Annotated in this window: 23 protein-coding genes; 10 read left to right on the top strand and 13 right to left on the bottom strand. The window is 70.7% G+C overall.

Annotated features, from left to right (window positions below; all coding sequences use genetic code 11):
* Nucleotides 1-78 precede the first annotated feature (78 nt).
* From SSMG_RS15175 to SSMG_RS15160, 4 genes are all read left to right on the top strand, one after another.
* Nucleotides 79-1869, top strand: a complete 1791-nt coding sequence (locus tag SSMG_RS15175) for an APC family permease (protein WP_009077205.1) — start codon at nt 79-81, stop codon at nt 1867-1869.
* Between the two features lie 185 nt (nt 1870-2054).
* Nucleotides 2055-3203 carry a M48 family metalloprotease gene (locus tag SSMG_RS15170; RefSeq protein WP_009077203.1) on the top strand — a complete coding sequence of 383 codons (1149 nt, stop codon included), beginning with the start codon at nt 2055-2057 and terminating at the stop codon, nt 3201-3203.
* Nucleotides 3204-3297: 94 nt separating this feature from the next.
* The gene (locus SSMG_RS15165) at nt 3298-3651 is read left to right on the top strand and encodes a hypothetical protein (protein ID WP_100266795.1); all 354 of its coding nucleotides are present in this window, start codon (nt 3298-3300) and stop codon (nt 3649-3651) included.
* A 123-nt stretch (nt 3652-3774) separates the two neighbouring features.
* Nucleotides 3775-4356, top strand: a complete 582-nt coding sequence (locus SSMG_RS15160; RefSeq protein WP_009077199.1) for an SRPBCC family protein — start codon at nt 3775-3777, stop codon at nt 4354-4356.
* A 486-nt stretch (nt 4357-4842) separates the two neighbouring features.
* Here SSMG_RS15160 and SSMG_RS15155 read toward each other — a convergent pair whose 3' ends face one another.
* The 3 genes from SSMG_RS15155 to SSMG_RS15145 form a co-directional block, all read right to left on the bottom strand.
* Nucleotides 4843-5271, bottom strand: a complete 429-nt coding sequence (locus tag SSMG_RS15155) for a MarR family winged helix-turn-helix transcriptional regulator (RefSeq protein WP_009077195.1) — start codon at nt 5269-5271, stop codon at nt 4843-4845.
* The gene (locus SSMG_RS15150) at nt 5268-5681 is read right to left on the bottom strand and encodes an SRPBCC family protein (protein ID WP_009077193.1); all 414 of its coding nucleotides are present in this window, start codon (nt 5679-5681) and stop codon (nt 5268-5270) included. Before SSMG_RS15150 ends, SSMG_RS15155 begins: the two co-directional genes overlap by 4 nt.
* A gap of 62 nt (nt 5682-5743) precedes the next feature.
* The gene (locus SSMG_RS15145; RefSeq protein ID WP_037713744.1) at nt 5744-6382 is read right to left on the bottom strand and encodes an HD domain-containing protein; all 639 of its coding nucleotides are present in this window, start codon (nt 6380-6382) and stop codon (nt 5744-5746) included.
* 196 nt (nt 6383-6578) lie between these two features.
* On the opposite strand from SSMG_RS15145, the gene SSMG_RS15140 reads away from it, so the two are divergent.
* On the top strand, nt 6579-7223 hold the full coding sequence (locus SSMG_RS15140; protein ID WP_009077189.1) for a lytic polysaccharide monooxygenase: 645 nt from the start codon (nt 6579-6581) through the stop codon (nt 7221-7223).
* Nucleotides 7224-7283: 60 nt separating this feature from the next.
* Here SSMG_RS15140 and SSMG_RS15135 read toward each other — a convergent pair whose 3' ends face one another.
* From SSMG_RS15135 to SSMG_RS15120, 4 genes are all read right to left on the bottom strand, one after another.
* Nucleotides 7284-8246 (bottom strand): GlxA family transcriptional regulator, encoded by a 963-nt coding sequence (locus SSMG_RS15135; protein WP_009077188.1) that lies wholly within the window; start codon nt 8244-8246, stop codon nt 7284-7286.
* A 266-nt stretch (nt 8247-8512) separates the two neighbouring features.
* Nucleotides 8513-10210, bottom strand: coding sequence for an APC family permease (locus SSMG_RS15130; protein ID WP_009077185.1), 1698 nt, complete (start codon nt 10208-10210; stop codon nt 8513-8515).
* A gap of 181 nt (nt 10211-10391) precedes the next feature.
* Entirely contained in the window at nt 10392-11567 is a 1176-nt protein-coding gene (locus SSMG_RS15125) for an iron-containing alcohol dehydrogenase (protein WP_009077183.1), read from the bottom strand.
* On the bottom strand, nt 11564-12664 hold the full coding sequence (locus tag SSMG_RS15120) for a mandelate racemase/muconate lactonizing enzyme family protein (RefSeq protein WP_037713742.1): 1101 nt from the start codon (nt 12662-12664) through the stop codon (nt 11564-11566). Before SSMG_RS15120 ends, SSMG_RS15125 begins: the two co-directional genes overlap by 4 nt.
* A gap of 58 nt (nt 12665-12722) precedes the next feature.
* Between SSMG_RS15120 and SSMG_RS15115 the strand changes: the two genes are divergently transcribed.
* Both SSMG_RS15115 and SSMG_RS15110 read left to right on the top strand, forming a co-directional pair.
* Nucleotides 12723-13517, top strand: a complete 795-nt coding sequence (locus tag SSMG_RS15115; RefSeq protein WP_009077178.1) for an IclR family transcriptional regulator — start codon at nt 12723-12725, stop codon at nt 13515-13517.
* 49 nt (nt 13518-13566) lie between these two features.
* Entirely contained in the window at nt 13567-14004 is a 438-nt protein-coding gene (locus SSMG_RS15110; protein ID WP_100266794.1) for a hypothetical protein, read from the top strand.
* Between the two features lie 235 nt (nt 14005-14239).
* Here SSMG_RS15110 and SSMG_RS15105 read toward each other — a convergent pair whose 3' ends face one another.
* Genes SSMG_RS15105 through SSMG_RS15085 form a run of 5 tightly spaced genes read right to left on the bottom strand, consistent with a single transcriptional unit; the run spans nt 14240 to nt 19151 of the window.
* Entirely contained in the window at nt 14240-15358 is a 1119-nt protein-coding gene (locus SSMG_RS15105; protein ID WP_009077174.1) for an acyl-CoA dehydrogenase family protein, read from the bottom strand.
* A 1-nt stretch (nt 15359) separates the two neighbouring features.
* Nucleotides 15360-16166: an enoyl-CoA hydratase/isomerase family protein gene (locus tag SSMG_RS15100; protein ID WP_009077172.1), complete on the bottom strand. Its 807-nt coding sequence runs from the start codon at nt 16164-16166 to the stop codon at nt 15360-15362.
* On the bottom strand, nt 16163-17092 hold the full coding sequence (locus tag SSMG_RS15095; RefSeq protein WP_009077171.1) for an acyl-CoA dehydrogenase family protein: 930 nt from the start codon (nt 17090-17092) through the stop codon (nt 16163-16165). Before SSMG_RS15095 ends, SSMG_RS15100 begins: the two co-directional genes overlap by 4 nt.
* Nucleotides 17089-18009 (bottom strand): acyl-CoA dehydrogenase, encoded by a 921-nt coding sequence (locus SSMG_RS15090; RefSeq protein WP_009077169.1) that lies wholly within the window; start codon nt 18007-18009, stop codon nt 17089-17091. The genes SSMG_RS15095 and SSMG_RS15090 overlap by 4 nt, the downstream gene beginning before the upstream one ends.
* Before the next feature lie 2 nt (nt 18010-18011).
* Nucleotides 18012-19151: an acyl-CoA dehydrogenase family protein gene (locus tag SSMG_RS15085; RefSeq protein WP_009077163.1), complete on the bottom strand. Its 1140-nt coding sequence runs from the start codon at nt 19149-19151 to the stop codon at nt 18012-18014.
* Between the two features lie 266 nt (nt 19152-19417).
* Here SSMG_RS15085 and SSMG_RS15080 point away from each other — a divergent pair, with 266 nt between their 5' ends.
* Genes SSMG_RS15080 through SSMG_RS15070 form a run of 3 tightly spaced genes read left to right on the top strand, consistent with a single transcriptional unit; the run spans nt 19418 to nt 23780 of the window.
* A complete protein-coding gene (locus SSMG_RS15080) occupies nt 19418-20776 on the top strand; it encodes an MFS transporter (protein ID WP_009077161.1) in 1359 nt (452 codons plus the stop codon).
* On the top strand, nt 20767-22251 hold the full coding sequence (locus SSMG_RS15075) for an amidase (protein ID WP_009077159.1): 1485 nt from the start codon (nt 20767-20769) through the stop codon (nt 22249-22251). Before SSMG_RS15080 ends, SSMG_RS15075 begins: the two co-directional genes overlap by 10 nt.
* Nucleotides 22252-22262: 11 nt before the next feature.
* Complete coding sequence (locus SSMG_RS15070) at nt 22263-23780, top strand: class I adenylate-forming enzyme family protein (RefSeq protein WP_037717213.1); 1518 nt, start codon at nt 22263-22265, stop codon at nt 23778-23780.
* Nucleotides 23781-23786: 6 nt separating this feature from the next.
* On the opposite strand, the gene SSMG_RS15065 is transcribed toward SSMG_RS15070, so the two are convergent.
* Nucleotides 23787-25316 carry an AMP-binding protein gene (locus SSMG_RS15065; protein ID WP_009077156.1) on the bottom strand — a complete coding sequence of 510 codons (1530 nt, stop codon included), beginning with the start codon at nt 25314-25316 and terminating at the stop codon, nt 23787-23789.
* Nucleotides 25317-25327 lie beyond the last annotated feature (11 nt).

Here is a 25327-nt window from a genome sequence, read left to right as displayed (position 1 = left end):
CGGGCCGTTCGCTAGATCACTGTCAGGAAAGCGTCAACGACCGCCGCGGGAACGCGTCCCGGGGGCCAGCCTGAGCGGGTGACCGCGACTCTGTTCCGCCCGGAAACTTCGCACACCGCCGACCGGCACCGGCTTTCCGTCGTCGGCGGCCTCGCCGCCCTGTCCCTCGACGCGATGGCGTCGGTCGCTTACGGCCCTGAGGCGATCGTGCTCGTCCTAGCCGTCGCGGGCGGGACAGGGCTCGGCTTCACGCTGCCGGTCACGGTCGCGATCGCCGTCCTGCTCGCCGTGCTGACACTGTCGTATCGGCAGGTCATCGCCGCCTTTCCGGACGGTGGCGGGGCCTACGGCGTCAGCCGCGCCCAGCTCGGCCGCCGCGCGTCGCTCGTCGCCGCGGCGTCGCTGATCGTCGACTACGTGCTGAACGTCGCGGTCTCGGTCGCCGCCGGGGTCGCCGCGTTGACCTCGGCGTTTCCGGCGCTGCTGCCCTACCGGCTGTGGCTCTGCCTCGGCGTGCTCGCGCTGATCACTGCCATCAACCTGCGCGGCATCGCCGAAAGCGCGCGAGCGTTCATCGTGCCGACCGCGGTGTTCGTCGGCTCGATCCTCACCGTCGTCGTGGTCGGCCTGTTCCGCAGCACGCCCGCCGCGACGGTCGCCAGCGGCCATCTCCAGAACCTCCAGACTGTCGGAATCCTGTTTCTGCTCAAGGCTTTCGCCAACGGCTGTGCGGCGTTGACCGGTGTCGAAGCGATCGCCAACGCCGTCCCGTCCTTCCGCACACCGCGCGTGCGCCGGGCGCAGCGAGCGGAAGTCGCGCTCGGCGGACTGCTCGCGGTGATGCTGCTCGGGATCGCCGTGCTGATCGGGAAGTTCTCGATTCACCCGGTGGACGGCGTGACCGTGCTGTCGCAGGTGACCGCCGCGTCCCTCGGGAACGGTTTCGGTTACTACGTCGTGCAATTCTCCACCGTCGTCCTGCTGGCGCTGGCCGCGAACACGTCCTTCGGCGGACTTCCGGTGCTGGCCCAATTGCTCGCGAAACACCACAATCTTCCGCACGTTTTCGCGCTGCGCGCCGAACGCCAGGTGTACCGCTACGGTGTCGGTTTCCTCGCGCTCGCTTCGGCCTTGTTGCTGGTCCTCGCGAATGGCGACATGAACACCCTGGTGCCGTTGTTCGCGATCGGAGTGTTCGTCGGGTTCACGTTGTCGCAAACCGGAATGGTGCGGCATTGGTTCCGTTCCCGTCCGCGCGGCTGGCGCGGAAAAGCCGCGCTCAACGGTTTCGGCGCGCTGCTGACCGGACTCGCCGCGATCGTGGTCACCGCGACGAAGTTCGGCGAAGGCGGCTGGCTGATCGTCGTCGCGCTGCCGGTGCTCGTGCTGCTGATGGAATGGGTCCACCGCAATTACCGCCGCATCGGCGACCGCCTCGGACTCGGGCGCGTCCCGCCCCCGCCGCGCCCCAACCGGTCGCTGGTCGTCGTCCCGGTCCACGCGGTCTCCCGGCTGACCCGCGACGCGCTCGCCGCCGCGCTTTCGCTCGGCGAACACGTCGAGGCTGTCCACGTGACGCATCCCGAGGAGGAAGCGTCCGCGCGCGAGTTCGTCGAAGCGTGGGAACGGTGGCATCCGGACGTCCCGCTGGTCCAGGTGTACGACGAACGCCGCCGCCTCGGCGAGCCGATCGTGGAGCACCTTCGCCGGCACGACGGCTGCCATGTTTTCGTCCTGATCGCCGAAGTCGAACCGGAACACGTGTGGCAACGCGTCCTGCAGAACCGCCGCGGCGCGGTGCTGGCCCGGGTGCTGCGCCGCCGTTCCGACGCGGTCGTCTGCCGGATGCGTTTCCGGATCAGGGCTTAACGGCGCCCGTTTCCGCGGCGCCGCCGGCGAATTGCCCGGTAGTACTTTCGGCCGACGTCCGCAGGGCGAAAACCCGCCGAAAGGCGTGGGCCATCCCGGGGTTCTTTGCCTCGCCGCGGTTTCCGCGCCCAAGATCGTCTTAGGGTGGCGGTACTTGGTGATCTTGAAACCGGAATGAGGGGCCCATGCGAAAACGGACCAGGATTCTCGGCAGAACGCTCGCCGCGGCGGGCGCCCTCGCGGCGCTGACGGTGGCCACGGCCGTCCCGGCGACCGCGGCGCCGCAGGCGAAGGCGGCCGAGCCGACGTCGGTCGAGCAGGACATCGCGCAGCTCTACCAGGACGTCGAAGACCTCTACAACGGGCTGCCCGCGAACGCGCTGCGCGGCGTCGACCCGCTGTTCGACTCGCCGGTCAAGCGGCCGGGCCAGCAGGCGCACGCCGCACAGGGCCCCATCCCGGGCTGCACCGAAGGATCGCTGCTGACCTACGCGAACAAGCTCGCGTCCTCGCTGACCCCGACCGAAGGCAAGGCGCTCAGCGCGCTGAGCGCGATCGGCCAGCTCTACACCCAGGCTGTGGCCAGCGACAAGACGCCGCAGGTCTTCGGCACCGACGGCCAGTACACGCCGCGCGCCGGCGCGACGATCGACAAGCTGCGCGGGTTCTGGGACATCGAGAGCTGGAACATCCAGCTGGTCGCTTGGAAGGGCACCGACCTGGGCAGCCAGGAACGCACGACGCAGACGTTCAAGCTCGGCCTCGACCCGAAGCGGGCCGCCGCGGCGGGCGCGCTCGCGACCAAGGTGCTCTACGAGGTCCCGGCCCTGCAGGGCGGCCGCCACCCGCTGCTGACCCTGAACGCGTTCTCCGCCCCGGCCGACAGCCTCGGCGGCAAGCGCATCATGCTCGGCGACGGCCTGCTCGACGTGGTCAACCACCTCGGCTTCGACGACGTCTCGGTGGAAGCGGTCGTCGGCCACGAGTACGGCCACCAGGTCGACTTCGCGCACGACAACTACCCGCGCAACGAATCCGGCGAAATGGGCCCGGACGCCTACGGCGGCTACTTTGCCGCGCACGCCAAGGGCGAGGCGTACAACGCCCGCACGCAGCAGGAGGTCACCTACCTCGACGCCTCGATCGGCGACTGCTACCACAGCCACGGGACGCCTGACCAGCGCAAGGCCGCCAGCGCGTGGGGCGAGAAGCAGGCCGTGAACCAGAACAACCCGAACCGGATCATCCCGTCCGCGAAGATGATCGAGAAGTTCCAGAAGGAATACCCGAAGCTGATGCCGCCCGCCCCGGCGGCACTGGCCGCGGCGCACTGATCTCCGCCTTGGGCCCCGCCTTCCTTCGGGAGGCGGGGCCCCTTTCGCGTAATTCGACCCCGGTTCGCCGTCGCCGTCCGATAGGTTGACCCGCGTGGAGTTCGCGATCGCCGAGGACGAGGTGTGGTTCTCCGCTTTCGACGTCTTCCCCCGGACGGAAGCGACGCCGGGCGACGACTTCGTGCGGGGTATCGGGATCCCGCTCTCCGAAACCGAGGAACTCCACGTCAGCTGGGACGTGCGCCACCACAGCGTCCGGATCCGGTACCAGCGGGGGCCGGGTGTCGTCGTCGATGTCTTCCGCGAACTCGTGACCGTGCTGACGGTCGAGAGCCGCGAGACCGGGCCCGTCATCGCGATGGAGTACCGCGCGGAAGGCTGCGGCGGCAGGACGTGCGTGGAAACCCGGCCCGCCTTCTCCCTGACGGATGTCCTCCTTCAAACCTGACGGACCGCTGACCCGCCCGCGCGCCGTCGCGTTAGAACCTCTCACTCTTCCTATTGACGTTCACTGACGCCTGTCGATAGGGTTTCACCATAGTTAATGGTATTAACCGCAGAGGAGAGGCTCATGCGCGCCACCCACCGGACCAGTCTGCGGACAGCCCTGCTCGCGGTCCCGCTGACGATCGCCAGCGCCCTGAGCGCGGCCCCCGCCCATGCCGCCGCTTCCCCTGACTCCTTGACCTGCCAAGGAAAAGGCGTCGACACCGGCGCGAAAGCCCGCCACCGGGCCGAGATCCTCATCCACGCGCCGCTGCACACGATCCGGGGGCTTCAGACCGATGTCGAGGCCTGGACGTCCTGGCAGAAACCCGCCGCTCCGATGACCGTGCGACGCCTGGATCCCGGTCCGCTGCGCAGGCATTCGCGGTTCCGGGCGACCGTCCACGCGCCCACGAGCACGGTCGTCATCAGCTCCACCGTCCAGCAGCTCCAGCGCGGCAAATGCCTCCGCTGGACAGGCCCCGCCGACGGAACCGGGTACCACATCGACGGCGTCCACGTCTGGACCTTCCATCCCGTCCGCGGCGGGGTCCTCGTCCGCACCGAGGAAAGCCACTCCGGCCCGCAAGCCGACCCCGGCTCCGACATGGGCCTCGAAACCTGGCTCGCCGACCTCAAAACCGCTGCCGAAACCGGCCCGGCGTAGCGGCAATCACCGCATCCGGCGAACCAAGGCGCACGGCGTCAGGTCGACCACCGGCGGTGGCCGTGAGGAGGCCGGTTCGGCCGAAGCGCGCCCGCCGGGCAGACGTCACCGGCAGCGACGACGAACACCTCAGCGAGACGAAGCGAGCACGGCGGCGGGCAGCCCGGTCCCCGCAGCAGGAACCGCCCCGTGCGCGAGGAACGCCCGCAACGTCCGTAGCTTCCCGCAGCAGGAATCACTCCCCGCCGAGCACCAGCCGCAACCTCCGCAACGTCCCACAGCAGGAACCGCCCCGCGCCGAGCAACGTCCGCAGCTTCCCGCGACAGAAACCACTCCCCGCCGAGCACCGCCCCCACCATCCGCAACTTCCCGCGGCAGGAATCACTCCGCGTCGAGCACCAGCCGCAACATCCGCAGCCTCCCGCGACATGAACCACTCCCCGCCGAGCACCAGCCGCAACCTCCGCAACGTCTCGCAGCAGGAATCACTCCGCGTCGAGCACCGCCCGCAATGTCCGCAACAGCGGATCGGCCTCGGCGCCGAACATCTCCACGTCCACCCGTTCCACCGCGGTCACCGCCTGCCCCGCCAGGTCGCGGCCCTTTTCCGTCAACCGCACCAGTTTCGCGCGCGTGTCGCCGGCGTCGACCGTCCGCGTGACCAGCCCGGCCGTCTCCAGCCGGGCGATCACCTGGGATGTCATCTTGATGTCGGTGCCCGCCCGCGCGGCCAGTTCCTGCTGCCGCGGCGGCGCGCCGTGCGTTTCCATCCACCAGCAGCACGCGAGCAGCACGAACTGGACGTGCGTGAGGCCGAGCGGTTCGAGCGTCTGCCGGATCCGCCGCTGCCACGCCAAAGTCACGTGCCACAGCAGGAAACCCGGACTGTCCCCCGGTCCCGCGAACTGCGTCATCGCGCCGACCGCTCCGCACTCGCCAGCAAATCGCTCATGGCGACCGGGAAATCCTCGCTGATCTGCGGCCCGAGTTCCGGACCCGCGTCCCCCTCGATCTCCAGGCGATGCGTGACGCGCGTGCCGCCGTCCGCGAGCGAGGCGAGCGCGTGCCGGAACCGCAGCACCGTGTCGCCGAAACGCGTTTCGTCCTCGTAGACCTCGTTCTCGATCAGCTCCGTGATGCGCGAACGGAACGTGTCCTGCCCTTGCGGGGTGACCGACAGCTCGGTCCCCTTCTCGAACGGCCCGTGCAGTTCGAACCGGTCGCTGCGCTCGCTCAGCGGCGTTCCGCTGTGCAGGTCCCGCAACGCCGCCCACACCGCCTCCGGGCTCGCCGAGGTCTCCGCGCTGTAGTCAGTGGTCCACATGATCGTTCCTCCCAGTTGGTCTGCGCAGAGACTATCTGCGCGCAGACTAAATGGCAAGACCGTCACTCCGGCCAGGCGCTGCCCTTGATCAGCTCCACGAAGTCGGTCCGCTCGAACCGCGGATCGAAATAGGCGAGCACGTCGTCGTTCATGGTGCCGAACGTCGTGTCCGGGCGGTCGGCCATGCCGTCGCGGAACGCGCGCAGGATCCGGTTCTTGAAGTCCGGCCGCGGATGCGCCGCGACGACCTCCGCGCGCTGGTCGTCGGTGATCTCGGCCAGGTCGAGGCCGAGCACGTCGGTTTCCACGCCCAGCGTCACCACCGCCACCTCCGGGGCCAGCCGCAGCGGGACCTCCGGCGTCGTGTGCAAGGCGATCGCCAGCCAGACGTTCCGCGCGTCCTCCTCCGAGCGGCCGTGGTCGAGCAGGAAACTCCGGGCCGCCTCGGCGCCGTCGAGTTCGAAACGGCGGTCGGCGGTCCGGTACGCCTTGGTGAGCCCGAGGTCGTGGAACAGCCCGCCGACATAAGCCAATTCCGGATCCACCGCCAGCCCCCGCGCCGCGGCTTTCAGCGAACCCCACAGGAACACTCGCCGCGAATGGTGGAACAACGTGTCGTCGGCAACGTCGCGCACCAGCGCGGTCGCCTCGCGCACCAACACTGTCCCGGGAATCTCGATCCCGGCGATCACCTCGGACACCACAGACCTCCTCGCGAAAAACGACCTTGCCCCGAGTCTGGCCCGGCCAGGTCCGCGGCCCCACCGCGAAAACCGACCGCGGGTCCACAGATCCGGACACGAACGCGCGAAATCGCCCGACTTTCGGTCCTACAAGCGGACGCACCGGCCGCCCTACCGTGGTGTGGTCTAGACCTCTCAGGAGAGGAACAGTGCGATGAAGTTTTCCCGCTCCGCCGCGAAAGTCGCGATCCTCACCGCCGTGCTCGGCACCGTCTCGGTGTTCACCGCCGTCCCCGCCCTCGCGCACGGCTCGATGGGCAATCCGATCAGCCGGATCATGCAGTGTTTCCAGGAGGGTCCGGAGAATCCGCAGTCCGCCGCGTGCAAGGCCGCCGTCGCGGTGGGCGACAGCTGGCCGCTCTACGACTGGGACGAGGTCAACATCGGCGACGCCAGCGGCCGCAGCCGCGAGATCATCCCGGACGGCAAGCTGTGCAGCGCCGGCCGCGACAAGTACAAGGGGCTCGACCTGGCCCGCGACGACTGGCCGGCGACCACGCTGCCGGGCAGCGGCCCGTACACCTTCCAGTACCAGCTGACCGCCGCGCACGAGGGCACCTTCGAGCTGTACGTCACCAAACCGGGCTACGACCCGACGAAGCCGCTCAAGTGGTCCGACCTGGAAGACACCCCGTTCTACAAGCAGGACAACCCGCCGATCGCCGGCAACGCCTACCAGCTGCGGGCGAACCTGCCCGGCGGGCGCAGCGGCAGGCACCTGATCTACTCGATCTGGCAACGCCACTGGCCCGACTCCGGCGAGGCCTTCTACTCCTGCTCGGACGTGATCTTCCCCTGATCTCCCCCGGCCCGGCGGGGACCCGCTGTCTCCGCCGGGCCCCGCGAACGCGGCTCCCGCTCATTCGGCCAGGAGCGCCGTCGTCTCGAACCGGGCGCGGTACTGGCTCGGCGAAATCCCCAGGCGCGCCACGAAAACGCGCCGCATCGTCTCGGAACTGCCGAATCCGGAGCTGCGCGCGGTTTCCGCGACGCCATGCCCCGCGGCGAGAAGCGCTTTCGCGTGGTCCAGCCGCACCTGTTCGACGTACTTCGCCGGCGTCGTGTCCAGCTCGCTCGCGAACAGCCGCGCGAGATGCCGCGCGCTGACTCTCGCCCGCGACGCCATCGCGGCGGCGCTGTGGTCGAGCGCGGGTTGCGCCGAAACCAGGTCGGTCACCTCGCGGAGCGTCGGCGTGTTCGGCCGCGGCATCCGCAGCGGGGCGGAGAACTGCGACTGGCCGCCGGGCCGCTGCATGAACATCACGAGGCTGCGGGCGACCGTGCGCGCGAGATCGGGGCCGTGGTCCTGTTCGACCAGAGCGAGCGCCAGGTCGATGCCCGCCGACACTCCCGCCGAGGTGAAAATGTCGCCGTCCCGCACGAAAAGCGCGTCGGGGAGCACCTCGATGTCCGGATACGCGCGAGCGAGCCGCGCCGCGTGCCGCCAATGCGTGGTGGCGCGCCGTCCGGACAGCACACCCGCCTTGGCCAGCGCGAAGGACCCAGTGCAGATCGACACCAACCGACCCGCGCGCGGCGCGATTCCCCGGATCGCGTCGACCAGCTCGACCGGCACGCCGCGGTCCACCAGCCCGTCCCCTCCGGCCACCACGACAAGATCCGGCTCCGCCGCCTCGGCGACCGGCCCGTCCACCGGCAGGCGAACCCCCACCGACGTCGCCACGCCCGCCCCGGACGGCGACCGGTAACTGATCGAGTACCCGGCCCCGGACCGATTAGCCTCGGCGAACACCTCGGCGGGCCCGGTCACGTCGAGCATCTTCACGCCGTCGAACACGACGAAAACCACGCTCGCGCCCATGCACCCGACCTCCGGCGCCCAGCATGGCAGACGGTCAGGCGGAGTCGAACCGGAGCACTGCCGCGTCGTACTTCGGGCGAGCCGGGAACGCCCGAACGAATCCCAGACGACCGAGCCCTCGGTCCCGGCCACACGCGCCAGCAGCGGCCAGCGACCTCATGGTTCGCACGCGCAGCTGCGCTTTGGCTGCGTCCATGTCGAGGCCGTGGAAGTGCTCAGTCGTCGTGACGCTGAAGCCGGACCTGCTCAGTTCGCAGGTCCGCGGCTCACGCCGGGCTCTCGTCCGCCTCCCTCCGCTCAGCCAGAATCTCCGTCACCCGCTCCCCCGGCAGCGCGTTCCGCAGCGCCAACGCCATCACGACCGCGGTCAGCACCAGCGACGCGACCGCCCCCAGCGCGAAGTCCAGCACTCCCAGGTTCCCGGCGTGCTTGGAAGCCTCCGGATACGTGCCCAGGTAGCTGATCACCGCGAGCCCGGCGAACCACACCAGCACCCACCAGCCGTGCCGGAAGTCCAGTTTCGGCGACTTCTTCGCGAAGGCCTGGTGCAGCGCGAGCAGAAGGTAGCCGAAGACGATCACCACGAACAGTTTCCAGTTCGTGTCCCAGCCGGTCCAGTAGATGATCAGGTTGGTGGAGAACAGCGCCAGGAACGCGACCGCCCACGTGAAGCCGCGGCCGAGGCGGAACGGGCGGGTGTGGCGCGGCAGCTGGCTGCGCATCGCCAGCAGCACCAGCGGCCCGGAGCCGAACGACAGCACGGTGCTGTTCGTGACGAACGAGACGAGTTTGTTCCATCCGGGGAACGGCAGGAAGAAGAAGCAGCCGACGACGAACGCCAGGATCAGGCTCACCCACGGCACGCCCGCGGAGTTGACCTTCGCGAGCCCGGACGGCGCGTTTCCGTTGCGCCCCATGGCATACGAGATGCGCGCGGTGACACCGGTGTAGATCAGGCCGGTGTCGCCGGGCGAGATGATCGCGTCGGCGTACAGCAGCGTGGCCAGCCAGCCGATGCCGAGCACGCTCGAGATCGCGGCGAGCGGGCCGAAGGTCGCCAGCACGTCGCTGCCCGCGGTGAAGTTGGCGCCGACGTGTTCCCAGCCCTGTTTGCCGATCGCGTCGGACGGGGCCGCGCCGATGAACGCGATCTGCAGCAGCACGTAAAGGATTCCGGTGAGCACGACCGAACCGATGAGCGTGAGCGGCACGTTGCGTTTCGGGTTCGCGGTCTCCCCCGCCAGTTCGACGCCTTGCCGGAAACCGAAAAATGAGAACGCGATTCCGGCGCTCGCGACCGCGGAGAAGATCCCGTGCGTGCCGTACGGGGCGAATCCGCCGTAATCCGTGAAATGCCCGGGGTGGAACGCGGTCGCCAGGAACACGACGATCACCAAAGCGATGACGGCGAGTTTCCACCACACGAGCACGTTGTTGATCCGGGAGAACCAGCGCACGCCGAAGAAGTTCACCAGCACGAAGAACGCCAGCAACAGAATCGAGATCCCGGTGCCCGCCGGGGTGAGCACGGCGTTGCGGTCGGCGTCGAGTTTCTCCAGCCAGGGCAGGTAATTCGTGGCGTACTGGACGACCGCGAGCACCTCGATCGGCGACACCGCGGCCGCCGCGATCCAGGTGACCCAGCCCATCGAAAAGCTCGCGAACGAGCCGAACGAATAGTGCGGGAACCGCGCGACGCCGCCCGAATGCGGGAACATCGTGCCCAATTCGGCGTAGGTCATCCCGATCAGCACGAACATTACCGCGCCGATCCCCCACGACACGATCGCCGCGGGCCCGGCGAGTTCCGCCGCGTTGAGCGCGCCGAACAGCCATCCCGACCCGATGATCGACCCCACCGCGGTGAACAGCAGCCCGATCGGGCCGAAATGCTTCTTGAGCCGCTGGTCGTCGCCCGCGACGACGAGCGGGGACGGGTGCTCGGTCGTTCCGGCTGTGTCCATGGCGCGGCCTCCTGCCGGGTCGGCGGTCCGCTTCCACTGTCCTCCCGCGGCGGAGCGCGCAGAATAAGCGGACATAAAATTGTTACCTTGTGCACCAGTTGGCGCAGGGCCGCGATCCTGCTCCGCGTTCCGTTGCCGCACAACGGTATTCGCGAGCTATGTCCGGATTTCCCGCGCTGGGCTACCAGGTCGCGCGGAGAATCCCGGTCACGTCCGCCGCCGAGACCTCGCGCGGGGCGTTCGCCAGCACCCCGTCCGCCAGGGTGTCGGCCGCCAAGTCCGGCAAATCTCCTTCGCCGATGCCGAATTCGCGCAACCGGCCGGCCAGTTCGACCTCCGCGACCAGGCGTTCGACCGCTTCGATCGCCGCGTCCGCGTTGTGCGCGGCCGATTTCCGGGCATCGGCGACGCCCAGCGGTTCCGCCAAGCGCGCCAGCCGCCCTTCCCGCACCGCACGGTTGAACCGCAGGCATTCGACGAACACCAAGGCCAACGCCTGGCCGTGCGGCAGGTCGAACCGGCCGCCCAGCGAGTGGCCGATGCCGTGCACTACGCCGAGTCCGGTCGTCCGCATCGCCAGGCCTGCCGTGTGCGCGGCGAGCATCAGGTTCGCCCGCGCCGCCAGGTCATCGCCGACGGAGACCGCGCGCCGCAGATTCGCCGCGACCAAGCGCACGACCTGCAGGTCCAGACCATCGGCCCACGGATTCGGCCGGGCGGAAAGAAAGGACTCCACGGCGTGGGTCAGGCAGTCGATCCCGGCGGCCGCGGTCGCGCGCGGCGGCAGGCTCAGAGTGAGCACCGGGTCGAGAAGTGCGTACCGGGCAAGGCAAGCCGGTCCGCCCAGGTAGCACTTGCGCTGCTGCCGAGGGTCGGTGATGACGCCGAGGTCATTGCACTCCGAACCGGTGCCGGAAGTCGTCGGGATCGCCACGATCGGCAACGCGGGCGCCAGCTCCGCCGAAGCCTCGGTGCTCCAGGTCAGTTCAGCGGCCGGACGGTCGTTGACGGCCGCCAGCGCGATCGCCTTCGCCGCGTCCAAAGCGGACCCGCCGCCCAGCGAGATCACCGCTTCCGCCTCGGCGGCACGCACGAAAGCACCGCCCGCGTCGACGTCCTCGGTGGTCGGATTCGGGTGCACTTCAGCGAAAACCTCGACCGCTAGCCCGTTTTGCCGCAACAACTGGGCCGCCTGCTCCGGCAACGGGGTCGCAGCCAGCCCGCGATCACTGACCAGCACAGTCTTCCGCGCACCGATCGTCCGTACCAATCGCGGCAGCTGTTCGACCGCCCCGGCAGCGAAAGCGGCGGCCGGGTACGGGCCGATGTCGATGGCCGGGATCTGCGTCTCCGTCATGGCTTCCTCCCGAACCGTTCCTCGTCGACCGCGACGCCCAGCCCGGGCGCGGACGGCACGTGCAGCAGGCCGTCCGCGTCGATGTCCAGCGGGGCGGAAAGCAGGAAATCGCGCCGCTGCGGCGTCCACACCGGCGGGTCGTAGGGGAATTCGAGGTACGGTCCCCCGCCGACGCCCGCGGTCACGTGCAGGTTCGCGAGCAGGCCGAGGCCGTTGGACCAGGTGTGCGGTGTGAAGAGCCGGTTGCGCGCCAGCACCAGCTCGGCGAGCGTGCGGGCGCGCAGCATCCCGGCGGCGAGCGCGACGTCCGGCTGGTAGACGTCGAGCGCGTCCGATTCGACCAGGTCCAGCAGCTCGCTGAAGGTCCGGACCATCTCTCCCCCGGCGACGCGAACCCCGGCGTCCCGCACCGCGCGCAGGCCGGGACGGTCGTCCAGCGGCAGCGGTTCCTCAAGCCAGAAAACGTCCAGCTCGCGCAGCGCCGCCGCGAAGCGCCGGGCCGCCGCCGGGTCGAGCGAAGGCCGCACGTCGCCGGGCATCCGCCAAGCCTGGTTCAGGTCGGCCATCAGCGCCATATCCGGCCCGACCGCCTCCCGGACCGCCCGCATGGTGCGGATTCCCCCGGCAAAATCGTCCGCGGCCAGCCGGATCTTCGCCGCCCGGAACCCCTGGTCGCGCATCCTGAGCGTCACTTCGGCCCGCTGTTCGGCGGGCAGGATCCGGCCGGTCGACGCGTACGCCGGGATGGCGTCCGCCGCACCGCCGAACAGCGTCGCGACCGGGACGCCGAGCACCTTCCCGACGACGTCCCACAGCGCGATCTCCAGCGGCCAGTAGCGCCCGGCGTGGAACGCGATCGTCTCCAGCGCCCGGACGTGCCGGCTGATCGCCATCGGATCCTGGCCGAGGAACAGCTCCGCGTACGGCTCGAAGCCCGCCATCGTGTCGCCGGAGCCGCACCCGACCACGCCCTCGTCCGTCACGACCTTGACCACCGTCGCGTCGAACCGCGTGCGCGGAACCGGATCCCACGCGGCGTCGAACGGCGGATCGAGCGGCAGCGTCCCCGGCAGCAGCTGGATGTCGGCGATCCTCACTCCCCGGACGGTAACCGCGGATTGACCCCTGCCCAATCGTTGTTGCACAGTCCTCAACATGGCGAACCAGCGCACCTACGGTTCGGGCCTGGTCCGCGACGTCGACCTGCTCGAAGCCCTCGCCCTGCCGGAGGCGCGCGACGGACTCGGCGTGTCCCGCGTCGCCGAACTGTCCGGCCGGGACAAGGCGCAGGTCTCGCGCGCCCTCGCGACGCTCGCCGACGCCGGTCTGGTGTCGCGCGACGAGCACACGCGGGCGTACCGGCCGGGCTGGCGGCTCTTCGCTCTGGCCACGCACGCCACCGAAACGCATCTCGCGCACCTCGCCGCGCCCTTTCTGCGCACGATCGTGGCGCGGTTGAACGAAACGACGCATTTGTGCGTCCTGCGCGCCGGTCAGGTGTTCACCCTCCGGAGCGAACTCGCGTCCCACGCTTTTCGCGGGCTCGGCTGGGAAGGCGTCGGCGTCGACCCGTTCACGACCTCCCCCGGACGGGTGTTATTGAGCGAATGGGACGAGGAAACCGTCGGGCACTGGTGGCGGACCTTCGCCGCCGCTCACCCGCTCCCCCACCTCCCCGGGCCCGCCGAGGAACCACCCCCGCTCACCCTCGACCAGCTGCTCGGGAAGCTCGCCGGGATCCGGGAACGCGGCTACGAAACCGTGGACGAGGAGTTCGAGCCCGGGCTGGTCGGCGTGTCCGCGCCGGTGTACGGCTTCCGGGGCGACATCGTCGCGGCAGTCAACGTTTCCGCCCCGAAAGCGCGCCTCGGCGAGCGGCTTCCCGCGGCGGGCCGGTTCGCCCGCACGGTCGCCGACCGGATCTCCGCCGCGCTCGGCGCGCCGGGATGACGTTCATTTATGCTTCGCCGAACCTTCGTTTTCCCGGCAGGTGGTCGCCATGTACGAAATCCCGCCCACGGCGGCCATGCAACGCTGGTCGGTCTCGGTCGACGGCTCCCGCGCGATCTTCGCCTGCGCGCCGTGGCTCGAAGACCCCACCGCGGACCGGGTGCTGCCGCGCCTGTGGCCGGGCCGCGGGCTGGGCGTCAGCGACACCGACGCCGCCGGATTCGCCGCCGCGATCGCCGAGACGATGAAAGCGCCGAACTACTGGATCGCCAGCCACGCCGCCGCGCGCGCCTGGCAGGACCAGCCGTGGTCCCCCGCCCGCCGCGACCACGACGACGGGTTCGTGTACTTCGCCGGACCGTGCGGGGAGCCGAGCGTCGCGGTGGGGTACCGCCCGGCCTACGACCTGCCGCTAGCACTGCGCGACCTGCGCGGACTGCGGATCCGGCTGGCGGCGTACCTGCGCGGGGCGCGGGTTCCGAGCTGACCGCGCCGCCGAAACGGCCGCCGACCCGGGTTTCGGGCGCTGCTGACGGTGCCGAGCGCAAGCTCCGGGCCGACTTCGCACAGGCGAAACGGCGACCAGGCGCTCTTGCCGGGCGCTCAAGCCATGCATAATCCCCGCCCAGCCCGCAGCCACCCGCAACCGTCCGCGAACCCACCCGGCCCGCAGCCGTCCGCGAACCCCTCCCAGCCCGCAACCGTCCCCGAGCCGCCGCCCCTCAAGCGGGCAGCCCGAACTCCTGCCGCCCGATCAACCCGCGCATCACCTCGGTGGTCCCGCCGCCGATCGTCTCCAGGACGGACTGCCGCCACAGGAACTCCGTGTCCGTCCCGGCCACCGCCGCCTCCGCGCCGCCGAGTTCGATTCCGGCGCGGGCGATGTCCTGGGCCAGCACCGTGCCCGCCAGCTTGTGGTACGCCGCCGGGACCGCGGCCGGTTCGCCTCGGATCACTTCGCCGAGCAGGGCCAGCGCCAGCGCGTCGACCTCGGCCAGTCGGACCGACAGCTCTCCGAGCCGCCGCGCCGCCACCGGGTCGTCGGCGACCCCGGCCGAGTCCAGCGCGGCCATCAGGTCGTGCAGGTCCCGGCGCAGCCGCTTCGGCGGGAACTGCACGTGCCGCTCCACCGCGAGCGCCGACGCGACCACCTGCCAGCCCTCGTTCTCCGCCCCGACCCGATCCTCGACCGGGACCCGGACGCCGTCGAAGCGGACCTCGTTCAGCCGTCCGCCGTCGAGGGTCGGGATCGGCGACACGGTGATCCCGGGGCTGTCCAGCGGCACGATCAGCACGCTCAACCCCCGCGACCGGCTGTCCGCCGCCCCGGTCCGGCACAGCAGCCAGACGCAGTCCGACCAGTGCGCGTTCGACGTCCAGCACTTCGCGCCGTCGACCACGTAATGGCCGCCCTCGCGCCGAGCCTTCGTGCGCACCGCCGCGAGGTCCGAGCCCGCGTCGGGTTCGGAATAGCCGAGGCAGAAGTTGAGCCGGCCGCGTCGCAGATCGGCGAGGTAGCGCTCGCGCTGGGCGTCGGTGCCGTGCGTCATCAGCGCTTTCGCCACCAGGCCCGGCCCCATCGGCGGACGCGCCACCCGGGCGTAGGCCATCTCGTCCCAGAGGATGAACTCGTACGCGGGCGAACGGCCCCCGCCGCCGAACTCGACCGGCCACGACAGCGACAGCCAGCCCCGGTCGCCGAGCGCGCGGTAGACGCGGCGGACACCGTCGGCGGTGTCCTTGCCGCGGTGGAAGTAGCCGTCGGTGTCGCGGTATTCCCAGAGGAACTCGAGGACCTCCGCGCGGAACGCCTCTTCCTCCGGGGTGAAGCCGAAGTCCATCTCACTGCTCCCCGTCGGCGCCGGTCGTCCACCGCGGCTCGCGGCCTTCGGCGAACGCGCGCGGCCCTTCCTTCGCGTCCGGGTGCGCCCAGTGCATGCGCAGCAGCGACCAGCCGTACTCGCACGCCTGCCCGTATCCCATTTCCAGCGAGTTCCAGACCGCCTGCTTCGACAGCGACACCGCCGCCGGCGAGTTGCGCGCGATCGCCTGCGCCATCTCCTCGGCGTCGGCCATCAGATCGTCCGAAGTGGACAGTTCGTCGACGAGCCCGAGCTGGTACGCGCGCTGGGCGGGCATCCGGTAGCTCTTGCCCATCAGCGTCATCCGCAGCGCCGAGCCGAGCGGAAGCCGTTTCGCCAGGCCGATGTTCTCCATCGCGCCGACGAGGCCGACGTTCACGTGCGTGTCCATGAAGGCGGCGTGGTCGGCCGCGAGCACGATGTCCGCGTCGACCACGAAGTGCAGCCCGGCCCCGGCGACCAGCCCGTTGACCGCGCTGATCACCGGTTTCCACACCCGGTTCTGCCGCGGCGACCAGAACACCTCGTCGGTCAGCGGTCCGTTGCCGGTGCTCATCCCGCCGCGCCCGGCGACCGCGTGCACGTCGGCGCCGGTGCAGAAATGCTTCTCGCCCGCGCCGATCACGATCGCCGCGCGGATCCACGGATCGTCGCGAACCTCGGCCCACATCTCGCGGATCACCGGCATCATCGACCCGGTCAGCGAGTTGCCCCGATGCGGGCGGTTGAGCGTGAGGCAGGCGACGTGGTCGCGCTTTTCGAACAGCACCTCAGGCGCCTCGCTCATCGTTCCCGGCCTTTCCGGCGGTAATTCGCCGCCACTTTGTCCGCACACCCCGGCCGCGAGGCCTGGTGCCTGATCCGCTGCGAAAGCGGCCCGATCGGTCCTTCGACGGAGTACCCGATCGCGCCGAACGTCTGGTGCGCGACTTCCGCCGCCTCGACCGCCGCCCGCCCGCCCGAGCACCGGGCCGCGGCCGCCAGCGCGGTTCCGTCGGGATGCCCGTCGTCGAGCGCGAGCGCCGCCATCGTGGTGAGCTTTTCCGCCGCGGTGAGCGAAAGCCCGGAGTTCACGAGGGGATGCGCGACCGCTTGGAAAGTCCCGATCGGACGTCCGAATTGGACTCGAACCCGGGCGTGCTCGACCGCGAGGTTCAGCAACCGTCGTCCCGCACCACTGAGATATGCCGCGGCCGCGATGTCCGAAAGCGCCGTCGCCGCCTCGACGCGTTCCAACGGCTGGACCCGGGTCAGCGCGACGCGGCCCCACTGCTCTCCGCCCAGCACCTCGACCGGCTCGACGGAATCGGCCTCGGCGAGCCAGACACTGTCGCCGTCCGTCTCCACGAAAACGCCCGCCGCCGGCGCCCACGGCAGCAGGGGCGGCGCACCGGCCGAGGCCACGCAACTCCCGTCCGCGACCTGGGCGGACAGCTCCGACGGCAACACGTGTGTCGCGAACACCGTCGCGGCCCACGGCCCGGGCGCGGCAGCCCGGCCCAGCTCCGCGCCGGCGGCCGCGATGTCGCCCGCTCCCCCGCCTTCGCCCGGCACCGCCAGCGAGAGCACCCCCAACTCGGCCAGTCCTCGCCAGAACTCCGCCGGGAACGCACCGGAGCGCCACACCTCGTCGGGACAGTGCGTCCGGCAGAAACTCCGGACCACCTCGGCCAGTGCCCGCTGCTCTTCGGTGAGCGTCAACGCGACGCTCATACCGTCGCCCAACGAGCCTCGGCGACCGCCCGGCTCGGCGTCCGCCAGCTGCCCAGTTCCGCGCGCACCGCTTGCAGCCGCAGCGTCCAGAGGTGCAGGTCGTGTTCCGCAGTCAGCCCGATCGCGCCCATGATCTGGTGAGTCTCCCTGGTCACGCGGCCGAGCGCGGACATCGTATGCGTCGCGGCGACTGCGGCGGCTTCGGCCGGAGCCCCCGCGAACGCGGCCTCGTAGACCAGCCAGCGCGCGCCCTCCACGGCCACGTTCACCTCGGCGAGCCGGTGCTGCAACGCCTGAAACGACCCCAGCGAGCGGCGGAACACCTTGCGGTCCTTGGCATAGGCGACCGCGATGCCGACGGCCCGCCGCATCATGCCCACGGCCTCGGCAGACGCGCCGACCCGCCACCAGTTCACCATCGTCGCGGCACTTCCGGGGGCCAGTTCCTCCCGGTCCGCAGCGACAACGCGGGCCAGCGGGTAGCCGTAAGCCGACGGAACCCGTTCCGCCGCCCCGGGTTCGAGGGCGACGGCGAAGCACCGGTCTCCCTCGGCGAGAAGCATCCGCGCCGCCTCGCCGCCGTAGCGCACCGGTCCCGGCTCGCCCGTCGCGAGCACCACCGGCCCGGCTGGCCCGTCAAGCCCGAGCGCGGGCAGCACCAGCAGCTGCGGCACCGCGCTGACCGCGCCGAGTTCGGCGGCGATCGCCTCGACCGCCAGGGTCGCGTCGAGCGGACCGGCGTCGTCGGAAGCGAAGAGGTCGAGAAAACCGTCGCGCCGCAACGCTTCCTCGAGGGTCCAGTCGTACTCGCCGCGAGCGGCCAGCTCCCGGCTGCGTTCCGGTCCGGCGTGCCGGGCCAGCAGGGCGCCCAGCGCGTCGAGCACCGCGCGCTGGGTCGAGGTCGGTTCGAAATCCACGGCTAGTCCTTCGGCAGTTCGAGGATGAGACGGCTGATCAGGTTGAGCTGCACCTCGTAGCTGCCCGCGGCGATGCCCGCGCCGAGCGAGTTGCGGAACTGCGCGTCGCCCAGCGCTCCTTCGACGAGCGCTTCGCCGCCCAGCACGTCCAGCGCGAGGTCGCCCACCGCGCGTTCGGCCTGCACCATCGCGGCACGGGCCTGATACGCCCTCGGCGAGGGTTCCTTCGCCTTCGCCCGCTCGTCGATCACCCGGTACACGAGCACGCGCGCCGCCTCGCACGCCGCCCGGGCGCGGCCGAACTGCTCCTGGATCCCCGGATCGGCGAGTTTCCCCGACGCGCCCGCCTCGGCGGCCAGCCGGTCCAGCACCAGCGCCGCCCGGGCGTACCGGGGCGCGCCGACGCGTTCGTAGGCGAGCGTGCGCCGGACGATCTCCCATCCCTTGTTCTCCTCCCCCAGCAGGCAGTCCGCCGGGATCCGGGCGTCGGTCAGGAAGAGCTCGTTGAACGAATGATCGCCCACGAACCCCGGGATCCGCCGGACCTCGGTCCCCGGGGTGTCCAGCGGGAGCAGGAAGACCGAGATGCCGTCGCGGCCGTCGGCGGCCGACCCGGTGCGCGCGAGCAGGAAGCAGTAGTCGGCGACGTTCGCGTAGGACGTCCAGATCTTCTGTCCGTTGAGGACGTAGCTGTCGCCGTCGCGCACCGCCTTCGTCCGCAGTGCGGCCAGGTCCGTGCCCGCCTCGGGTTCGGAGAAGCCCTGGCACCAGAAGACCTCGCCGCGCGCGATCGGCGGCAGCAGCTCGCGCCGCTGGTCCTCGGTGCCGTACTTGATGATCGCCGGGCCGACCCAGTTGACGTTCATGTACTGCGGCCCGCGCGGTTCCCCGCGCCGCCACATCTCCTCGCCGAGCACGAAATGCTGCCACGCGCCCTGCCCGCCGCCGCCGTACTCGCGCGGCCAGTGCGGCGTGAGCCAGCCCTTTTCGGCGAGCTTGCCGACGAACCCGCGCGAAAACTCGCTGTAGACGGCGCTGCCGAGGCCGGTCTCGGACCGGTCCCACCCCGCCAGCTCGCGATCGAGGAAATCCCCCAGCTCGCCCCGGAACGCGACGTCGGCCTGATCCCACGCGAACTCCATCAGCGTCCCTCCGGCCCGAGTCGGCCCCGGTGCTCGTCCAGTCGGTGCACGTCGCCGGCTCCTTCCACCTTGTGCGATGAATAAAGGATACTCAATTAGTTCCGCTACGCAAGCATGCACGGGTCACACCGTCGCTGCCTTTGAGCAAAAAGCCCGGTCACAGCGGCGATAACGGAATCGCATCCGGATCGCGCACCTCTTGCACTCCGCCGGCCTATCAGTATCCTCAACTCGGTCGCCCACCGCCCCCATTCCCGGAGGTCCCGATGGTCTCGCCAGAACCCCAGCCGCCCGCCCCCGGCGGCGGCGCCGCGTCCCCCGAACTGCGCAAGGTGACGATGTCCAGCCTGCTGGGCACCGTGATCGAGTACTACGACTTCCTCATCTACAGCTCGATCGCCGCGCTCGTGTTCGGGCCGCTGTTCTTCCCGTCGCTGAACTCCACGACGTCCACCATCGCGTCGTTCGGCACGCTCGCCGCCGGGTACGTCGCGCGGCCGCTCGGCGGGCTCGTCTTCGGCCACTTCGGCGACCGGCTCGGCCGGAAATCGATGCTGATGGTGACGATGACGCTGATGGGCGTGGCCAGTTTCCTCATCGGCGTGCTGCCGACCTACGCCACCATCGGCATCGCCGCGCCGCTGCTGCTCGTCTTCCTCCGCGTGGTGCAAGGGATCGCGGTCGGCGGCGAATGGGGCGGCGCCGCGCTGATGGTCGTCGAGCACGCGAGCGCGCGCCGGCGCGGCCTGTGGGCGGGCATCATGCAGCTCGGGTCCCCGCTGGGGTCGTTCCTGGCCACGCTCGTGTTCGCGCTGGTGAGCCTGCTGCCGAAACCCGCGCTGTTCTCGTGGGGCTGGCGGCTGCCGTTCCTGCTGAGCGCCCTGCTGCTGATCGTCGGCCTGTACGTGCGGCTGCGGGTGTCGGAAAGCCCGGTCTTCCGCGAGCAGGCGGCCAAGTCCGTCGACCGGAAGCCCGCCGTCCCGGTGCTGCAGGTGCTGCGCCGCCCGCGTGCGCTCGTCCTCGCCTGCGCGGCCGGGATCGGGCCGTTCGCGCTCACCGCGCTGATCAGCTCGCACAGCATCGCCTACGCCAAAACCCTCGGCTACGACGTGTCCGACGTGGCCCGCGCGCTCCTGTTCGTCGCGGGCGTCGGGATCGTCTGCATCCCGGCCTTCTCCGCGTGGTCGGACCGCGTCGGGCGGCGGGTGGTCAGCCTGATCGGGGCTGTCGGCACGATCCTGTACGCGATTCCGTTGTACGCCTTGGTCAACAGCGGCTCGGTGCTGTTGCTGACGCTCGGGCTGATGGGCGCGCAGATGCTGCAGAACCTGATGTACGCGCCGCTCGCGCCGATGCTGTCGGAGATGTTCGGCACCGGCGTGCGCTACACCGGGGTTTCGCTGGGCTACCAGCTGGCGAGCCTGCTCGGGGCCGGGTTCACGCCGCTGCTCGCGAGCAGCCTGGTCGCCGGGTTCGGCGGGTCGAGCCTGCCGCTGAGCGCGATCGCGGGCGTCGGGGCGGTGATCACGATCGTGGCGATCTGGCGGATCTCCGAGACCCGCGGCAGCGACCTGACCGGCTCGCCCGAGGCCGTCTCCCCCGAACCGGCCGCTCGATGGTCCTGAGCATCGCCGAAGCCGCGGTGGCCCTCCGTGCCGGGAGGACCACCGCGGTGGCGTTGGCCGAGTCCGCTATCGCCGCCGCGGACGAGCTCGACGCCGCGCTCGGCTTCTACCTCGCGCGGTTCGACGGACCGGCGCGGGCGGCCGCGGCGCGAGCGGACGCCGAACTGGCGGCCGGGATCGATCGCGGGCCGCTGCACGGGATCCCGGTGGCGGTCAAGGATCTGCTGGCTGCCGACGAGGGCGAGACGACCGCGCAGAGCCTGGTGCTCGATCGCGCCTGGGGTCTCCCCGGCGACGGCCCGGCGGTCGCCCGGTTGCGCGCGGCGGGGGCGGTGCTCACCGGGAAGACGACCACCATGGAATTCGGGATCGGCGCGCCGGACCGGACGAAACCGTTCCCGCTGCCGCGCAACCCGTGGCGTCCCACGCACTACGCCGGCGGCTCCAGCTCAGGCAGCGCGAGCGCGGTCGCCGCCGGCCTCGTGTTTGGCAGTCTCGGCACCGACACCGCGGGCAGCATCCGGTATCCCGCCGCGTTGTGCGGGGTCACCGGGCTCAAGCCGACGTACGGCCGGGTGCCGAAGAACGGCTGCGTCCCGCTCGCACCCGGTTTCGACCACGTCGGCCCGCTCGCTCGCAGCGCCGAGGACTGCGCGCTCCTGCTGACCGTGCTCGCCGGGCCGGACCCCGGCGATCCTTCCTCGGCCGACCGGCCGGTCGAGGACTACCGCGGCGGGTTGACCGGGTCGCTGTCCGGGTTGCGGATCGGGGTGGTGCCGCACGAGGATCGCGTTTTCGAGCAGGCGGTGGCTGTTCTGCGCGACGCGGGCGCGCGCACGATGCCGGTCGAACTGCCGTACTACGCGGAACTGAAGACAGTGACCAAGTTCGGTCTCGCGGCGGAAGCTTTCGCTTGGCACCGAACGAATCTCCAGCGGCGATGGTCCGATTACGGTGCGTCCACGCGGATGGCGATCGCGAAGGGCGCGCTGGTCTCCGCCGCTGACTACGTGCAGCTGCAGCGGGTTCGACGGGCTGGGCAGCGGAAGCTCGCGCGGCTCTTCACCGAAGTCGACTTGGTGGTGACGCCGACCGCCACCAGCGGCGCGCCCGAGATCGCTGCGCTGAGCACGTCCGGGATGGCCGAAACCGCGCTCACCTCCTACTGGAACGCCGTCGGCAACCCGGCGCTGTCCGTCCCGATGGGTTTCACCGGCGACGGCCTGCCGCTCGGCCTGCAGATCGCCGGACGGCCGTTCGACGAGGCCACCGTGCTCGCCGCCGGACACGCCTACCAGCAACGGACCAGCTGGCACCGGCAGACGCCAACGGTGACCGTCGCGGCCGGGCTGTCCCTGCCTCCAGCCGAGACAGCCCAGCCCGAGGCGGATTACCCCGGCTGGGCGGCCGAGCTGTCCGCGTTGGACGAGGCACTATACGAGGAGCCCGCCCCGGTCTTCCGGGCGGAGCCGTGAAGGAGGAACGAGTGGGCAACGACCTGACGCTGCCGAACTGGCTGCGGACGATCGGCGACCAGCCGCACGGCGCGCACCGGCGAGCGCTGGCCGACGAGCACGGCGAGCTGACCTTCGCCGAACTGGTCGCCGCCATGGACGCGACCGCCGCCGCGCTGCGCGAGTCCGGGGCCGAGCCGGGCGACCGGATCGTCACCGCGATGGAACCGTCGATCCCGCACACCGTCGCGATCCTCGGCGCGCTCGCCGCGGGAATGGTGGCCGCACCGCTCAACGTCCGGCTGACCGCGCCGGAAGCTCGCGCGTACCTGAGCGCGCTCGAACCCGCGGCGCTGCTCGCCGACCCCACCTACGCGCAGCTAGCCCGAGACACCGGCTACCGCGTCCTCGAACTCCCCGCCGCGAACCAGCCCGGGCCGGTCGCCGAACGGCTGGCCCCGCTGCAGCACCCCGGCGGCGACCGGACCTCCCCGGACGAGGACGCGTTCGCGATCGTCTTCGGCACCGGCGGCACCACCGGCAGCCCGAAGGGCGCGGTGCACACCCACCGCAGCCTGTGGCTGTGGCTGAACACCTGCGCCCACGGCAACCCGCGCGTCCCGTCGGACGTCGAACTGTTCTTCTCCCCGTTCTTCCACATCACGCTCGGCACGAACCTGCTGACGCCGCTGTTCGCCGGCGGCGAGGCCTGGATCCACCGGCGCTTCGACCCGGCGGCCGCGCTCGCCGCGATCGACCAGGGGGCCAGCAGGCTCATGGGCGCGCCGACGATGTTCGCCGCCCTGCGCGCCCGGCCCGAGTACGCGACGACGCGGCGGGAGAACGTCACCGCGATCCGGTTCGGCTCCGCGCCGTCCACCGGCGATTTCGTGCGGGACCTGCTGCGCGATTTCCCGAACGCCCGCATCCGGGCCGGGTTCGGCGCGACCGAATTCGGGTCGGTCATGGGATTCGACCACGACGACCTGCTGGCCGGCCGGTTCGCCGGGGTCGGACGGCCGCTGCCGGGCGCGACCGTGCGCATCCTCGACGCCGACGGTCGCGAGGCCGCCCCGGGCGTGGTCGGCGACCTGGTGGTGTCGTGTCCCTGGCAAACCCACGGCTACTACGGCCTTCCCGAGGAGACGGCGGCGACCTTCCAGGCCGACGGCGTCCACATTGGAGACCTCGCGTCGCGGAGCGAAGACGGCTGGGTGACGATCGCGGGCCGCCGCAAGGAAATGATCATCAGCGGCGGGGAGAACGTCTATCCGCGCGAGGTGGAGGAGGTCGTGCTCCGGCATCCGGACGTGGCAGACGCGATCGTGTACGGGATGCCGGACGAGCGCTGGGGAGAACGGGTGGAGGCGAGCGTGGTCGCGGTGGCGGGCCGGACGGTCGAGCCGGCCGCGCTGCGGGAGTACTGCCGCGCCGAACTGGCGGGCTACAAGATCCCGAAGACGGTCCGGGTGATCGCCGCGGTGCCGCTCACCGCGAACAACAAACCGGACCGCCGCCGAGCACGGGCGGACGCTCTCGGGCAGAGCTGAGAGCGGTTACGCCAGCTTGCGCAGCTCCGCCTTGCGGATCTTGCCGGTGGACGTCTTCGGCAGCTCGGCGAACCGGAGGTCCCGGGGCACCTTGAAATGCGCCAGCCGTTCCCGCAGCCACTCGATCAAGTCCGCCTCGGACACTTCGGCTCCGTCGCGCAGCCGCACGAACGCGACCGGCACCTCGCCCCACCGCGGATCGGCCTTCGCGACCACCGCCGCTTCCGCGACCGCCTCGTGGCCCAGCAAGGCGTTCTCGACCTCGATCGACGCGATATTCTCCCCGCCACTGATGATCACGTCCTTGAGCCGGTCCCGGACCTCGACGTACCCGTCCGGATGCCGCACCGCGACGTCGCCGGTGTGCAGCCAGCCGCCGGCGAAAGCCGCCTCTGTTGCCTCCGGGTTGTCGAGGTAGCCCGCCATCACGGTGTTCGACCGGATCATCAGCTCGCCGAGCGTCTCCCCGTCCGCGGGAACGTCCTCGAACTCCGGGGTCACCACCCGCGCGGATTCGACGTTGACCGTCCGAACCCCTTGCCGCGCCATCATTTTCGCCCGCCCAGCCGGATCAAGCTCCTGCCATTCCGGCCGCGGGACACACATCAGCGAAGGCCCGTACGTCTCCGTCATCCCGTACAGGTGCGTCACCTCGATGCCGATGCCGGACATCGCCGCGATCGCGGCGGGCGACGGCGGCGCTCCCCCGACCGCGAACTGCACCCGCTGCGTGAACCGCGCGCCGCCGCTCGCCTGCACCAGCAGGTCGAGCACGACCGGAGCGCCGCTGAGGTGCGTCACCGCTTCCTGCTCGATGAGTTCGAACGCCCGCACGGCGTCCATCTTTCGCAGCGTGACGTGTCGAGCGCCCGCCGCGGTGACCGCCCAGGTGTAGCACCAGCCGTTGCAATGGAACATCGGCAGCGTCCAGAGATAGCGCGAACTTGCTTGCAGCCCAGTGGAAACGACCTGGCCGAGCGCGTTGAGGTACGCCCCGCGGTGCGTATAGACCACGCCTTTCGGGCCAGCCGTGGTGCCGGAGGTGAAGTTGACCGCCAGCGGCTGCCGTTCGTCGCCGGGCAGCCGCAACGGCACCGGATCCGCAGTGCGCAGCCAATTTTCGTAATCCTCGCCGAGCACCAGGATCGCCCGCAGCTCCGGCGTCCGCTCCGGCACCTGCGCGACCAGCGACTGATCGACGATGAGCGCTTTCGCGCCGGAAAGCCGCAGCAGCTGCGCGTATTCGTCTTTCGAGAGGCGCGTATTCAGCGCCACCAAAGCACATCCGGCTCCCGGCACGCCGTAATGCGCTTCCAGCAACGGCACGCCATTAGGCGCCAGCACCGCGACCCGGTCGCCCTCGCCGAGCCCCAGTTCGCGCAGGCGTCCGGCCAGCCGCTCCGCCCGGTCCGCGAACCGCGCCCACGACATCCGTTCCCCGGTGTCGGTGACCACGCCGATCCCGTCGCCGTCGAGGTCGACCGTGCGCCGCAGGAAACTCAGCGGGCTGAGCGGCACGTCGTTGGCGAATTCCATCCCGGCTCCCT

Origin of the sequence: Streptomyces sp. AA4 (assembly GCF_000158875.1) — a bacterium.
GTDB lineage: Bacteria > Actinomycetota > Actinomycetes > Mycobacteriales > Pseudonocardiaceae > Amycolatopsis.
This window is presented reverse-complemented; position numbering and strand designations above follow the sequence as displayed.